15 protein-coding genes are annotated in these 13,737 nt (G+C 71.5%); 8 read left to right on the forward strand and 7 right to left on the reverse strand.

Going from position 1 to position 13,737, the window contains the following annotated elements; translation table 11 throughout:
* Nucleotides 1–68 precede the first annotated feature (68 nt).
* Complete coding sequence (locus tag ACZ5KW_RS11175; RefSeq protein ID WP_343776405.1) at nucleotides 69–857, reverse strand: creatininase family protein; 789 nt, start codon at nucleotides 855–857, stop codon at nucleotides 69–71.
* Between the two features lie 167 nt (nucleotides 858–1,024).
* Here ACZ5KW_RS11175 and ACZ5KW_RS11180 point away from each other — a divergent pair, with 167 nt between their 5' ends.
* The 4 genes from ACZ5KW_RS11180 to ACZ5KW_RS11195 all read left to right on the forward strand — a co-directional run bounded on the left by ACZ5KW_RS11180 (nucleotide 1,025) and on the right by ACZ5KW_RS11195 (nucleotide 4,501).
* Nucleotides 1,025–1,426, forward strand: a complete 402-nt coding sequence (locus ACZ5KW_RS11180) for a nascent polypeptide-associated complex protein (protein WP_343776407.1) — start codon at nucleotides 1,025–1,027, stop codon at nucleotides 1,424–1,426.
* Nucleotides 1,423–2,163: a tRNA (adenine-N1)-methyltransferase gene (locus tag ACZ5KW_RS11185; RefSeq protein WP_343776409.1), complete on the forward strand. Its 741-nt coding sequence runs from the start codon at nucleotides 1,423–1,425 to the stop codon at nucleotides 2,161–2,163. Before ACZ5KW_RS11180 ends, ACZ5KW_RS11185 begins: the two co-directional genes overlap by 4 nt.
* A gap of 91 nt (nucleotides 2,164–2,254) precedes the next feature.
* Complete coding sequence (locus ACZ5KW_RS11190; protein WP_343776410.1) at nucleotides 2,255–3,283, forward strand: transcriptional regulator TbsP domain-containing protein; 1,029 nt, start codon at nucleotides 2,255–2,257, stop codon at nucleotides 3,281–3,283.
* 96 nt (nucleotides 3,284–3,379) lie between these two features.
* Nucleotides 3,380–4,501, forward strand: a complete 1,122-nt coding sequence (locus ACZ5KW_RS11195) for a pyridoxal phosphate-dependent aminotransferase (RefSeq protein WP_343776412.1) — start codon at nucleotides 3,380–3,382, stop codon at nucleotides 4,499–4,501.
* A 24-nt stretch (nucleotides 4,502–4,525) separates the two neighbouring features.
* On the opposite strand, the gene ACZ5KW_RS11200 is transcribed toward ACZ5KW_RS11195, so the two are convergent.
* A complete protein-coding gene (locus tag ACZ5KW_RS11200) occupies nucleotides 4,526–5,518 on the reverse strand; it encodes a hypothetical protein (RefSeq protein WP_343776414.1) in 993 nt (330 codons plus the stop codon).
* A gap of 176 nt (nucleotides 5,519–5,694) precedes the next feature.
* On the opposite strand from ACZ5KW_RS11200, the gene ACZ5KW_RS11205 reads away from it, so the two are divergent.
* From ACZ5KW_RS11205 to ACZ5KW_RS11215, 3 genes are all read left to right on the forward strand, one after another.
* Complete coding sequence (locus ACZ5KW_RS11205) at nucleotides 5,695–6,897, forward strand: methionine adenosyltransferase (RefSeq protein ID WP_343776415.1); 1,203 nt, start codon at nucleotides 5,695–5,697, stop codon at nucleotides 6,895–6,897.
* A gap of 82 nt (nucleotides 6,898–6,979) precedes the next feature.
* Complete coding sequence (locus ACZ5KW_RS11210; protein ID WP_343776417.1) at nucleotides 6,980–7,696, forward strand: SDR family NAD(P)-dependent oxidoreductase; 717 nt, start codon at nucleotides 6,980–6,982, stop codon at nucleotides 7,694–7,696.
* Nucleotides 7,697–7,743: 47 nt separating this feature from the next.
* The gene (locus ACZ5KW_RS11215) at nucleotides 7,744–8,196 is read left to right on the forward strand and encodes a DUF5804 family protein (RefSeq protein WP_343776419.1); all 453 of its coding nucleotides are present in this window, start codon (nucleotides 7,744–7,746) and stop codon (nucleotides 8,194–8,196) included.
* Nucleotides 8,197–8,218: 22 nt separating this feature from the next.
* Here the strand turns inward: ACZ5KW_RS11215 and ACZ5KW_RS11220 are convergent, their stop codons facing one another.
* The 3 genes from ACZ5KW_RS11220 to ACZ5KW_RS11230 all read right to left on the reverse strand — a co-directional run bounded on the left by ACZ5KW_RS11220 (nucleotide 8,219) and on the right by ACZ5KW_RS11230 (nucleotide 11,235).
* Nucleotides 8,219–8,743, reverse strand: a complete 525-nt coding sequence (locus ACZ5KW_RS11220; RefSeq protein WP_343776420.1) for a DUF7109 family protein — start codon at nucleotides 8,741–8,743, stop codon at nucleotides 8,219–8,221.
* A gap of 2 nt (nucleotides 8,744–8,745) precedes the next feature.
* Nucleotides 8,746–9,975 (reverse strand): glycosyltransferase family protein, encoded by a 1,230-nt coding sequence (locus ACZ5KW_RS11225; RefSeq protein ID WP_343776421.1) that lies wholly within the window; start codon nucleotides 9,973–9,975, stop codon nucleotides 8,746–8,748.
* A gap of 75 nt (nucleotides 9,976–10,050) precedes the next feature.
* Entirely contained in the window at nucleotides 10,051–11,235 is a 1,185-nt protein-coding gene (locus tag ACZ5KW_RS11230) for an MFS transporter (RefSeq protein WP_343776422.1), read from the reverse strand.
* Nucleotides 11,236–11,444: 209 nt separating this feature from the next.
* On the opposite strand from ACZ5KW_RS11230, the gene ACZ5KW_RS11235 reads away from it, so the two are divergent.
* Nucleotides 11,445–11,615 (forward strand): HVO_0758 family zinc finger protein, encoded by a 171-nt coding sequence (locus ACZ5KW_RS11235; RefSeq protein WP_343776423.1) that lies wholly within the window; start codon nucleotides 11,445–11,447, stop codon nucleotides 11,613–11,615.
* An 84-nt stretch (nucleotides 11,616–11,699) separates the two neighbouring features.
* On the opposite strand, the gene ACZ5KW_RS11240 is transcribed toward ACZ5KW_RS11235, so the two are convergent.
* Both ACZ5KW_RS11240 and ACZ5KW_RS11245 read right to left on the reverse strand, forming a co-directional pair.
* Complete coding sequence (locus tag ACZ5KW_RS11240) at nucleotides 11,700–13,055, reverse strand: hypothetical protein (protein ID WP_343776424.1); 1,356 nt, start codon at nucleotides 13,053–13,055, stop codon at nucleotides 11,700–11,702.
* Nucleotides 13,052–13,714 (reverse strand): hypothetical protein, encoded by a 663-nt coding sequence (locus ACZ5KW_RS11245; protein WP_343776426.1) that lies wholly within the window; start codon nucleotides 13,712–13,714, stop codon nucleotides 13,052–13,054. Before ACZ5KW_RS11245 ends, ACZ5KW_RS11240 begins: the two co-directional genes overlap by 4 nt.
* Nucleotides 13,715–13,737 lie beyond the last annotated feature (23 nt).

Genomic DNA, 13,737 nt, shown 5'->3' on the forward strand with positions numbered 1-13,737 from the left:
GTTTTTAGAGACGTCTCCGTTCGAGGGATACTCCGTCCGTCGTGATCTCGACCGGGAAACGGTCTCGGCTATCGACGGCGCTCCTGCTCGACCCGCGGTTCGGGGAACAGGTCGTCGCGGTCGCGGTCGCCGATCCACTCGGCCAGCTGGACGAGCTGGTCCGTCGCGGCCTCGAACAGCTGTTCGCTCTTCTCCGGGGTCACGTCGGTCGGGTCACCGAACGCGCCGTTGGGGGAGTTGTCGACCGCGTCGTAGAACGTCCGAGCGCCGTGGACCATCGTTTCCGCGTCGGCGAGGTCGACCAGCCCCCCGTCGCGGGCGTCTTCGAGTCGGTCCTCGCGGACGAGTTCGGGGGCGATGTGGGTGATCATCGCCGTCTCCTTCGGGCCGGCGTGGGGGCCGTTACGCTCGAACAGGTCGTCGACCAGCTCCGGGATCGACTCGTCCCACATCCACTCGACCGCGTAGACGGCCTCGTCCTCGTGGAGCCGGCGGCCGACCTCTCGGAGGTGCTGGACGTTCCCCCCGTGGGCGTTCACGAACACAACGCGGTCGACGCCGTGGTACGCGAGGTTCCGCGTGAACGACTCGACGTAGTCCCTGAACTCCGGCGGATCGACCCACATCGTTCCCGGGAACTGCCGGTGGTGCGGACTGACGCCGACGTTGATCGTGGGCGTCCGGACCGCGTCGGACCGATCTGCGGCGGCCGTCGCGAGCCCCTCGGCGATCAGGTGGTCGGTCGCGAGCGGGAGGTGCGGGCCGTGCTGTTCGGTCGATCCGAGCGGGACGAGCGCGACGGAACCATCGGAGAGCGCGTCGCCCAACTCCGGCCACGTGTGGTCGGCGAGGTACATACTCTCGCCTCGTGCGCGGCACGTATCAACCCCGCCGTCGCGGTCCGGCTCGCCGGCAACGCGATCCGTCCGTCCCGACGGCGTCGCGATTCGTTCGTCCCGGCGGTAGGCCGGTCGAGCGCCACGTGTCGACACCCTTTTTGTGTCCTCCGGCCGAATCGTCGACCATGTTTGGAGGCGGCGGCATGAACCCGCGGAAGATGAAACAGATGATGAAACAGATGGGGATCGACGTCGAGGACATCGACGCCGAACGGGTCGTCATCGAGACGGCAGACGGCGACCTCGTCTTCGACGGCGCGCAGGTCACCAAGATGGACGCGCAGGGCCAGGAGACCTACCAGATCGTCGGTTCGCCCAACCAGGTCGACGACGCCGGCGTGAGCGGCGGGGACGCGGCCGACCCCGCCCTCGACGAGGGCGACGAGGACGCCGGCGACGACGAGGGCATCCCCGAGGAGGACATCGCGCTGGTCGCCCAGCAGGCCGGCGTCTCGAAGGCGGACGCGAGAGAGGCGCTGGAGGCGGCCAACGGCGAGCCCGCGCGGGCGATCTCGAACCTCCAGTGACGGACGCCGCGTACCTGCTCGTCCACGAGGACCGGGAGTACTTACTCGAGCCGGGCGAGGAGTTCGGCACTGACCTCGGCGTGCTCGAGGTCCCCGAGGACGTCGCTGCCGGCGACGAGGTCGAGACGCACCTCGGTACCGTCTTCGAGGTCCGCGCGCTCCGCGGCCCGGACCTGTTCAACCACCTCGAACGCACCGGCGCACCGATGATGCCCCGCGACGTGGGGCTCGTGATGGGCCACACCGGCGCGTCCGGCGGCGACCGCGTCCTCGACGCCGGCACCGGGACGGGGATCCTCGCCGCGTACCTCGGGCGGGCGGGCGCCGACGTCACCACCTACGAGGTCGACGCCGACTTCGCGGAAGTGGCTCGCGACAACATGGCGACGGCGGGCGTCGACGACCGCGTCGAGGTGCGGACCGGCGACCTCACCGAGAAGTTGGACGCGCTCGCCGAGGGCGAGCCGTTCGACGCCCTGACGCTCGACACCGGCGACGCGCCGGCCGTGGTCGAGCGCGCCGACGAACTGCTCGCGCCCGGCGGTCGCCTCGCGGTGTACTCTCCCTTCGTCGAGGGCACCCGCGAGGCGGCCCTCGCCGCCCGCGAGGCCGGCTTCACCGGGGTCGAGACGCTCGAAACGATCCAACGCGAGATGGACTTCTCCGACCGCGGTTCGCGTCCCTCCACCGCGGGCGTGGGTCACACGGGCTACCTCGTCTTCGGTCGAGCGCCCTGAGCGCGGTCCGCGGTCGCTACCCGCTTCACGGACCGCAGCACCTCGCCGATCCGGCACAACGCTCTTTCCGATCGCGACTGTCTGCGACGTTGTGGCCGACGACGAGGCCGAAACGGAACCCGCACCACCCGTCGACGCCCGGAGCGGTCGCTCCGGCGCCGCGCCGGAGGTCGCCGACGCCCTCCCCCGAGACGACGACCCCCTCACCGAGTCGGTCGAGACCGCGCTGGCGGGACGCTCCGCGGTCGTCGCGGTCGGCGTTCCCCTCCGCCTGCTCCCGTCGGTGCTGGCCGCCCGCGAGCGGTCGTCCGGGGCGCCGTGGCGGGTCGCGTGTCGCCCCGGCGCGGTCGACGCGCTCTCCCGCGCGCTCGTACTCGGCAGCGCGGTCGCCGAAGCGGTCGAGACGGACGCGATCCGACTCCGAACCGGGGAACCCCTCGGTCACGGCACCAGCGGCACGCTGTTCGCGAGCCCCGATCGGGTCGACGCCGTCGTCGGTCCGCCCGGTGACCGAACGCTCGCGACGACGGCGGTCGACGACGGCTCCGGGGGTGCTTCCGCGGCGGGCGCCCGAGAGGCGATCACGGGCGTCCGCGCGGCCGCCGAGTCGCGGTTCGACGCGGCGGCGGCCGCTCCCGTCGGGATGCCGTCGCGAACGCGGTTGCTCGCGGCCGCCCGCGAGACGCTGGACGACCGCTTCGCCGACGACCTCGCCGCCGTCTTGGAGTCGCTCGCGCCCGGCGAGTTCGGGCGCACCACCGAGCCCACGGACCGGACGCTCCTCGTCGCGCTCGCGGCGCGACACGACCACCTGTTCCGGGACCTCCGCCGGTGGGTCGGCGTCGACGGCGTCGGGATCGCCCCCGCGCAGGAGTTCACGCGAGACCGGCGCGCGCTCGTCGAGCGAGAGCTGATCGAGTCGGTCAAGGTGCCGATGGGGCCGGGGCGACCGATGCTCCGGCTCCGGGCGGTCGACGACGTACTGCTTCGCGCTCGTCCCGAGGAGGTGCCGAGCGTCCTCGACGGTCGGTTCGCGCTGCCGACCGACGCGGACGGGCGGCTCAGCCGCGACGCCGGCCGCGAAGGCCGTCGACCCGTCTGGGAGCGGCGTCGGTGGTGACCGCGCGGCCGGCCGCCGGCGGACGCGTCGACTCGCCCGACGGTCGGTCGATCCGACGTGACAAGAACTAACTCTCGGCGGCGCGCCCACACGAGTATGACGACGTTCTCCGAGCGAGTCGAGCGGATCTCGATCAGCGGCATCCGCGAGGTGTTCGAGGCGGCCGGCGACGACGCGATCAACCTCGGGCTCGGTCAGCCCGACTTCCCGACGCCCGAGCACGCCCGCCGTGCCGCGGTCGACGCCATCGAGTCCGGGAAGGCCGACGCCTACACCGAGAACAAGGGCACCCCGTCGCTGCGCGAGGCGATCGCGGAGAAACACCGCGCCGACCAGGGCATCGACCTCGACCCGAGCAACGTCGTCGCGACGGCCGGCGGCAGCGAGGCGCTCCACATCGCGCTGGAGGCGCACGTCGACGCCGGCGACGAGGTGTTGATCCCCGACCCCGGGTTCGTCTCCTACGACGCGCTCACGAAGCTGACCGGCGGCGAGCCGGTCCCCGTGCCGCTGCGCGACGACCTCACGATCGATCCGGCGGCGATAGAGGCGGCCATTACCGACGACACCGCGGCGTTCGTCGTCAACTCCCCCGGCAACCCCACGGGTGCGGTCTCCTCCGAGGCCGACGTGCGCGAGTTCGCCCGCATCGCCGACGAACACGACGTGCTCTGTCTCTCCGACGAGGTGTACGAGTACACCGTCTTCGACGGCGAACACCACTCGCCGATCGAGTACGCCGAGACCGACAACGTCGTGGTCGTCAACTCCGCCTCGAAGCTGTTCTCGATGACCGGCTGGCGGCTCGGCTGGGTGTACGGCTCGGCGGACCGCGTCGAGCGCATGCTCCGCGTCCACCAGTACGCGCAGGCCTGCGCCTCCGCCCCGGCGCAGTACGCCGCCGAAGCCGCGCTGCGAGGCGACCGCGGCGTGGTCGACGAGATGACGGCGTCGTTCCGGCGCCGCCGCGACCTCCTCCTCGACGGTTTCGACGAAATCGGCCTCGACTGCCCGACGCCGCAGGGGGCGTTCTACGCGATGCCCCGCGTTCCGGAGGGGTTCGTCGACGAGTGTCTCGACCGCGGCGTGGTCGTCGTCCCCGGCGAGGCGTTCGGCGAACACGGCGCGGGCCACGCCCGCATCTCGTACGCGACCGACGAGGCGCAACTCCGCGAAGCGCTCGACGTGATGGGCGAGGCGTACGAGGCGGCGCGCTGAGACGGTCCCGAGAAGCGCGGCCGGTCAGCCGTCCCCCGAACCCGACAGCCGGAGGTACCGCTCGTAGTACGCCTCGCCGTGCCGGATCATCTCCTTGTCGTGTTCGCCGACGCCCGCGTCCTTCCTGATGTTACCGTCGAGGTACGGTCGCGCGTCGAGCGCCCGGAGCAGTTCGACGTACGCCTCGGAGTACGGGTGCGTCTCGGTGTACTCGTCGGCCGCCGCTCGGTCGATGATCCGCCCGGCCGCTTCCGAGAGCTCGTCCGACTCGATTCTGGGACCGACGAGCCGCGCTCGGAGGACCGTCTCCATTCGTTCGGGACTCTCCGCGACCGGTTGCGCGGTCGGCCGGTAGACGGCATCGTGAAAGCGCTCGCGCTCGATGTCGACGCGGTACGTGGTCTCTCGGTACGTGACGTGATCGGGACCGTCGTCGTCGAGCAGTTCGCTGTCGGCGCGGTCGGACTCGTCGCGGTACGCGTACCCGCCGCGTTCGACCAGTCCGACCGCGTACCCGCCGACGTTCCCGCGGGCCCGCGCCGCGAAGTGCGCGATCTTGACCGCGCGTCGGTCGACAAGCGGCAAGTCACCCTCCTCGTCCGCCGCGACCGCCGACTCGACCGCTCCGTCGGTCTCGTAGAGCCGCAACACCGGATACGTCTCGGCGACCTCGTCGACGACAAGCGAACCGAGCCGGTAGTACGTGCCCTTGTGAGCCACGTACGCCGGCTTCTCGGGACCCGCGTAGAACGGCTCTCTGTGTCGGATCGTGTACGAGTCGCCCGCCAGCGCGGCGTCGAGCGCCGCCTCGTCCCAGCGCTCGGCCGGATCGTCGCTGTCCCGCACGTAGCGCTCCCGCAACGAGCCGTCGACCCGCGAGAGCGAGAGACGCAACGTCGCTCCGTCACCGTCGCCCGGATCGTCGTCGGTCGTTCCGAGACAGCCCGCGACGGCGCCGACGCCGCCGGCGATCGCACCGGCTAGGAGCCGGCGCCGAGAGGGTGTGGGTCCGTCCATACGGACAACACCGTGAGGTGACGGAAAGTCGTTGGCGAGACACAAAGGCTCGCTTGCGTCTCCGCAGGGCGCGGGCACGATCGGCCGTCGAGGGGGCATTTGATTACTTGAGGTAATTTAACCGCGACGGAGCGTTTCCGCAAGTTATACTGTCAGCGGTGAAGTACCGGAGGCTAATGGACCGGAACATACAGGTCAGCCGCCTCGACCGGCAAGCGGTCGAGGACCAGGAGGTCGAAATCGTCGAGCGAAAGGGGATCGGTCACCCCGACTCGATCTGCGACGGCGTCGCGGAGTCGGTCTCGCGGGCGCTCTCGCAGCTCTACCTCGACCGCGTCGGGAAAGTCCTCCACTACAACACCGACGAGACGCAGCTGGTCGCCGGCCGCGCGGCCCCCGCGTTCGGCGGCGGCGAGGTCGTCGAGCCCATCTACATCCTCATCGTCGGCCGCGCCACGAAGGAGTACGAGGGCGAACAGCTCCCGGTCGACTCGACCGCCCTCGCGGCCGCCCGCGACTACCTCTCCGAGGCGATCCCCGAACTGGAGTACGGCACCGACGTGGTCGTCGACGCGAGGCTCGGCGAGGGCTCCGGCGACCTTCAGGACGTCTTCGGCGAGGAGACCCAGGAAGTGCCGATGGCCAACGACACCTCCTTCGGCGTCGGTCACGCCCCGCTCACGGAGACGGAGACCATCGTCCACGAGGCCGAGCACGCGCTCAACACCACGTACCACGACGATCACCCCGAACTCGGCCCCGACGTGAAGATCATGGGCAAACGCGAGGGCGACCAGATCGACATCACCGTCGCCGCCGCGATGGTCGACGCGTACGTCGACGGCCTCGAGGAGTACGACGACGCGGTCGACTCCGTCCGCGAGTACGTCGACGACCTCGCCCGCGAGTACACCGACCGCGAGGTCCACGTCGACGTCAACACCGCAGACGACTACGACGAGGGCTCCGTCTACCTCACCGTCACCGGCACCTCCGCCGAGCAGGGCGACGACGGCTCGGTCGGTCGCGGTAACCGCGCGAACGGGCTCATCACGCCGAACCGCCCGATGTCGATGGAGGCGACCTCCGGGAAGAACCCCGTCAACCACATCGGGAAGATTTACAACCTGCTGTCGACGCGTATCGCCGAGTCGGTCACGAGCGAGGTCGACGGCATCCGCGACCTTCAGGTCCGACTGCTCTCGCAGATCGGCCGGCCGATCGACGAGCCGCACGTCGCCGACGCGCAGATCGTCACCGAGGACGACGTGGTCCTGGGCGACATCGAGGACGACGTCCTCGCCATCGTCGACCGCGAACTGGCCGACGTGACGGACGTGACCCGCAGCGTCATCGAGGGCGACGTCTCGACGTTCTGAGCGCGGACACGGTCGGACCGGTGACCCGGTCCGAGCCGCGCCGATCCGGGGTTTCTACTGTCGACGCGCCGTACCGAACGGCATGCCAGACGCTTCGACAGACGTCGATCTCAAGGCCGACCTGACCGACGACGTGGCCCTCGTCACGGGCGCGACTCGGGGGATCGGCGCCGAGATCGCCGCGGAACTCGCCGACCTGGGAGCGACCGTCTACGCGGGAGCGCGCGACCCCGACGACGTGACCGCGTCCGACCAGCACGCCGTCCAGTTGGACGTGACCGAGGAGGAGGAGGTACGGTCCGCGGTCGACCGGATCGAGCGCGAACAGGGCTCGCTCGACGTCCTCGTCAACAACGCGGGCGTGTTCGCGCGGTCGGGACCCCTCCACGAGATGGACACCGCGGACTTCGACCTCACGATGGCCGTGAACCTCCGCGGCCCGGTCGTCTTGACCAAGCACGCGCTGCCGCTCCTCCTGGACGGGACCGGCGGTCGCGTCGTGACGCTCTCGTCGGGGCTCGGCCGGTTCACCGACGGACAGATGGACGGCGGGTATCCGCCCTACCGGCTCTCGAAGGTCGGCGTCGGCGGGCTGACGGCGTACCTCGACGGCGAGTACGGCGATCAGGGACTCATCGCCAACGCCGTTTCTCCCGGCTGGGTGCGGACGGACATGGGCGGCGACGAGGCGCCGCGGACGCCCTCCGAGGGCGCCGAGACGCCGGTCTGGCTCGCCCGGTTCGCGCGGGGGAGCCCCGCGGGGCACCTCTGGAAGGACCGCGAGCGGATCTCCTGGTAGCGTCACCGACCGCAACCGATTTCACCGCGCCCCGCGACCGCCGACGTGTGACGCGGGTGTGTCTCCTCGGCGACCCGGACGTGGAGCTCTCCTACGAGCTGCTCTCTCGCGAGACGGCGCGGGACGCGCTCGCAACCTACCGGATCGAGGAGCCCTTCGAGAACAGCGTCGCCGTCGACACCGTGAGCCTCGGCGCCGCCGTCTCGCTGCTGAACGACCTCGACTGGTATCTCGTCCGCTTCGTCGAGGAGGCGCTCGTCTTGGAGCCGTCGGTCGCCGCCGACGAGTGGCTCTCGCGGGACCTGGCCCGGGAAGTGCGAGACGGCGCAGTCCCGCCGGAGGAGACCGATCAGCGCCTGAAGGTGTTCGGCCTCGTCGACGGCCGGCCGGTCGAACCGCTGTTCGTCCGGCGCCGGCAGGGCGAGACGCCAGAGTACGACCTCCGCGACGTCGACGAGACCGTCGTCGTCCGCGTGAGCGAGTCGGAGTTCTCCGGCTGAGGCGACCGCGGCGCCCGCCGACTCACGCCTCCTCGTCGACCTCGGCGAGGATCCGCGTTCGAACGGGGTCGACGTCGACAGGCGCCCACGCCTCCACGTCGTAGGTCACGTCCGCGAGCGTCTCCAGCCGGTCGTCGTCCCCGTCGCCTATCGCCGCCACTGCCTCCTCGCGGAGCCGTTCGAGGACGGCGTCCGACAGCGCCTCGCGGTCGACCTCCCGTGACGGAATGTCGAGAATGTGCGGGAGGTCCGCTGCGCCCTCCGGAAGCGTCGGGAACGCGGCGGGACCGACGGCGAGCGCGGTCTCCCGCTCGGACGCGGACTCGGTGCCCTCGCTCGAAAGGGCGGCCGCCGGAGCCGGAACCAGCGCGTACTCCGCGACCGCGAGGTCGATGGCGGCGTCGATGGCGTCCTCGTCGACCTCGGTCCGGCTCTTGAACGCCAACTCCGAGAGCGCCTGCGAGAGCTCCGTCCGAGTGAGCCACGCGAACAGGTCGACGACCCCGGCGAGGTCGTCCCGGGCCGCGACGCTCGGACCGTCGGCCATCGTCAGTCCTCCCCCGGCGCCGGCTCCGTCCCGCCGTCACCGGTCGTCGGCTCGCCGCCGTCGGTGTCGACCGTCGAGCCCGACACCGCGGCGTCGCCGTCGCGTCCGAGGCTCCCCCCGACCGCACCGTCGCCGCGGACGTCCGCGAGGTCGGCGCTCGCGGCCTCGCGGACCTCGTCCGGATCGACCGGGGCGTGCTGCCACGCCGGGAGCCGCGTGTCCGGACCCGGCTCGCCGAGCGCCTCGGCGTACGTCGCCACCTGGGAGCGCTCGTCGTCGCCGTCGTACGAGAGCCCGTTGAACGCGGCGTCCGCGGCGTAGCCGTCGACCAGCGTCTCCGCGGCCTCGCGGTATCGCCCCGGGAGACCGTCGTAGTCGACGTCGACGCCGGCGTCCTCCACCGCGCGCAGCGTCGCCGCCCCGACCGCGCGGCTCATGTCGGCGAGGCCGGTCGGACCGTCGACCGACCGGTGGTCGTGTTCGTACCGGCCCAGGTCGACCTGCGCGCTGTCGGCGAAGCCGGCGTGGCCGAACGCCTCGCCGAGCGTCCCGACTTCCAACCCCCAGCCGCGCTGGACGCGGAGCCGCGAGACGAGGTCGCTCGTCGCCGCGAACTCGCCGGCGAGCGCGTAGCGGAACGCGGAGAGATACGCGAGCACGTCGGGCTCGCGACCCGGGGCCGCGTCTCCGAGCGCCCGGACGAGCGGCCGGAAGAACAGCCGGAACAGCCGACCGTACAGCGAGCCGTCCTCGACGCGGGCGTAGTACCCCTTCGAGAACGAGTAGCCGCGCCCGAGCGGGAACAGCAGGCGGTTCACGAACGCCGGCGAGTACGTCTTCGTGTCGGCGTCGTGGACGACGACGAACTCCTCGTCGAGCGCGCGACCCAGCGCGAGCCACACGTCGCGGCCCTTGCCGCGCTCGCCGTCGAGTCCGCGGGCCGAGAGCAGCGACGCGAGACGGGGGCCGTCACACCACAGCGTCTCGACGTCGAGGTCGAACCCGTCGAGCCAGTCCGCGAACGGGCCGGCGCGCTCCGCGGACGCTCGAAGCGGGACGATCACCCGCGCGGGGTCGACGGTCTCCAGCGTCGAGAGCACGCGCTCCGCGGCGAGGGTCCCGTACTCGCGTTCGGTCATCGGCACGACGACCGCCGCTCGGTCCGTGGGGGCGTCGGGCCGGTGGTCGGTCAACGCGTGGAGGGTCGTCACGCGTTCTTGAACGTACTCCATCTACCGATCACACGGGCGGGACGCTCAAAACAGGTGCGGTACCTCCGACCCGTTGCGGGCTTCGCCTCGACGACCTCAGGCCGCCGGCGTCGAACCCGCCGCGCCGCCGGGGACGCGGCCGAGGCGGTGTAACACCGCGTACACGACCACGAGGACCGTCAGTCCGCCGGCGAGCGCGAGGAAGACGGCGTCGTAGGTCGCGCCCGCCTCGACCGCCTCGCCGACGACCCACGAGCCGGCCGCCTGCGCCGACATCATCCCGGCGGAGAACATGGCGTACGCCGACGCGCGCGACTCGTCCGGCAGCGACGCGAGCAGGTACGTGTCGCCGGCCGGGAACAGCATGTGGATGGAGAAGCCGACGACGACGCTCGCCGCGATGACGGCCGCCAGCCCCTCGGCGAGGACGACGAGGACGATACCGCCGATGAACGCCGTGATTATCCCGAGGATGTAGGGGACGTGCGGGAGCCGGTCGGCGAGGTCGCCCGACACGAGGAACGCGGGCACGCCGGCCGCGAAGATGACCGTCAGGAGGTTCCTCGCGGTCCCCGGCGGCAGGTCCTTGGCGATCATGTACAGCTCGTAGAAGTTGAACAGGCCCTGCCAGACGAAGCTCGTGAGCCCCATCATCACGACCCCCGCGAGGATGAGCTTCCACTCGCCGCGAGCGGCCGCGAGGAAGTCTGTGTCGCTCCCGCCGGCGTCCGGCAGGTCGGTCCGGGCCGCGAGGACGACGAACACGACCGTGCTGGCGGCCGCGGCGACCGCGAGCCCGTAGAAGGCGAACCGCCAGTCGTACCACAGCGCGACGGTGACGGCGGGCGCGGCGATGACGGCGGAGAGCTGGCTCGCCATCCCGTGGACCCCCATCACGCGACCGACGCGTCGGGGGAACAGCTCCGCGATGAAGGGGTTCGCGGCCACGAAGTAGACGCCGGACGCGCAGCCGACCGCGAACGCGGCGACCATGAGCGCGAGCACGCCCGGCGCCAGCGCGACGCCGAGCGCGCCCGCCGTCAGCATCGCGCCGGAGACGAGGATCACGCGGTGGCGCGCGAATCTGGTCAGCGCCCAGCCGGCGGGGAGCCGCGGCGCGGCCGACCCGAGCCACGCGAGCGTGACGATGAGCCCGGCGGTCCCCTCGCCGATTCCGAACTCGCCGATGAACTGCCCCACGAGGGGTGCGAACACGACCCGCGCGAAGTTGACGAGGAAGACCAGGGCGCAAAGCGATCCGAACAGCCGAGTCCGTGACACGGCCTCGATTCACCGCGCCGGAACACAAGCGTTGCGAAAGCGATCGCCGGCGATCCCGGGCGCCTCGGCCCCTCTCGAACCCGGCTTCGACCGATGCGTTCGCCCACCGCCGATCGCGAGAAACGTGTCAGTACAGCGGTTAGTTCGCCGGAACCGTCAGCCCGACGTCGGACGGGGTTTTTATCCGCCCCGATGACGAACGCCGGTGTATGAAATCCACGCGCAAGGGGCTCCGCGACGGCGACCTGATAAAGGACACCTACGAGCGGCTCAACTGCGCCGAGTGCGATCAGGTGTTGAAAAAGGAGAACGACCCCGACGAGGTGTTCTCGGTCCGCATCTGTCCGGAGTGCGGCAGCCGGTTCAAGGAACTCCGCTGACGGACGTCCCGCCGCAGTCACCGTTTCTCCCTCCTTCGCCGTCGCCCTCTCCTCGCGTCGCTCCCGCCGAGCGGTCGCGCCCGCTCACGACTCGAACGCGTCCGCGACCGACTCCGTCACCGTTCGAGACTCACTCGTGACGGTCTCGATCCAGCGATACGACGCGTACGCACGGGCCACTCCGCGAGCGCTGCGGTCTTCGCTCGCGAGGTCGGCGTCCGGCTCCGCGAACGCCCGGAGGAACTGCGCCGCGAGCCACCGGTCCAAGGGGCTCTCGCTCGCCGCGAGCGCAGCCGCCGACTCAATCGCGTCGTCGCGCGCCTCGGCGACGGCGTCGGCGTTCGCCGGGAACATGGTCTCGCCCGATTCGATGCGCGACGCGATCGCGTCGATCCCGCGGAACCGAGCGCGAGCGAGCAGGGTCCGCGTGAACGCGGTCGCCGGGTGGTCCGGGACGTAGTCGTCCACCGGGATCGGGTCGAACCGGAGGTCCTCGAACGTCCGATAGAGCGCGTTCGAGAGCAGCGATACGCTCGGGGCGTCCTCGGGTATCGGTCGCTCGTCGAGGAACGCCTCCGCGCCGGGGTTCGACCGGATTCTGTCGACGTCCTCCCCGTGAGCCTCCCGGAGCGTCTCACCGATCTCGGCCCCGATCCGCTCGGCCGCCCGACGGAGCGCGTCGCCGACGGGTTCCGACGCGGCGAGCGACGCGCGGTACCGGTCGCGGAGGTGTCGGCCCGCCTCGACGTACGACTGGACTCGCTCGACGTCCCCGACCGCCTCGCCGGTTCGGATCGGGTTCGCGCGCCCCGCCGGACCCGTGTTTCCCCCCACGAGCGTCCGGCGCCGCGACTCGTCGTACCAGCGCTCGATCGGCCCGTACACCGCGGCCCCCGCCATCGGGTCGGACGCGGCGCCCGGAAGCGACTCCAGCGTCTCGTACGCCCGCCGTCGGACCGAACCGATGGCCGGGGCCACCGCTTCGGGGTCGCCCTCGACGGTCACGGCGGCCCACGTGCCGACGGCCGCCGCCGCGTGCTTCCGCGCCGTGGCGTACCGTTCCGCGGCCAGCAGGGGAACGGACGACTCCCCCGAAACCGGCAGGGTCTCGCGGGCCGCCGCCCGCTCCGTCTCGATCTGCTCGCGGATCTCGCCGTTCGGGAGCGTCTCCGCGGTCAACGGCTCCGGGATCGGACGGAGTAGCCGTTCGACTCGATCGGCGAACGCGCCCGTCGCCTCGGGGTCGAAATCGACCGGAACCACTCGCGGTCGCTCCGGCGGCGACGCGTCGAACGCGTTCGGGACCGCGTCGACGGCGAGCGCGGGCGGATCGGTCCAGAACCGGGGCTCGTTCCCGACCCCCGAGCAGCCGGCGAGCGCCCCGAGCGCGGCGGCGCCGCCGGCCATGAGCGCCTCGCGTCGGGTGAGCCGTCGCGTCACGCCGCGTCACCTCCCTCGTCGATGGCCGTCTCGTTCCCGGGAACGGTCGCGTTGCCGTCGATCACGGCGTAGTCGGTCGCGGTGGTCTGACACGGCGACATCCCGCTCGAACCGCTCCCCGAGAGCCGCCCGTCGAGCACGACGGGGAGTCGGAAGATCAGCGCTAGGGCGACCCGCGTTCCGGCCTCGCACGCCTCGTCGGGCGGTCTGAGTTCGCGGCAGTACTCGTACTCGACCCGCTGCGGCTGCCAGGAGACGGAATCGATGTGGAGGCGCTGGCACGAGTACACGCCGGCCCGCGCGACGTACACCGTCTCCGCGTCGAAGTTCGTCTCGTCGAGGAACGACCGGACTCGCCTTCGGTCGGCGTCGGCGACGCCGCCGGCGACCAGCAGGCTCGCCGCCCGGTCCGCGCTCGTGACTAATTCGCGCCCGATCGAGAGCGGGTCGCCCGCACCGTCGGTTTCGGCGCCGTCGACCAGGACGGCGTCGCCGTCCGGGTTCCGGACCTTCAGCACGGTCGGGTCCGTGTCGGTCCCGGAGGCCCGCCGCTGGACGGACTCCGACTCGGGCTCGTCGGCGCCGCCGAGACAGCCGGCCAGCGCGCCGACCGCGCCGAGTGTCGCGCTACTCAGGAGGGCTCGTCGCGTCGGGGACATGCGGGCCGCTTGGATCGGTCCCG

The organism is Halorubrum ejinorense, from assembly GCF_055389685.1.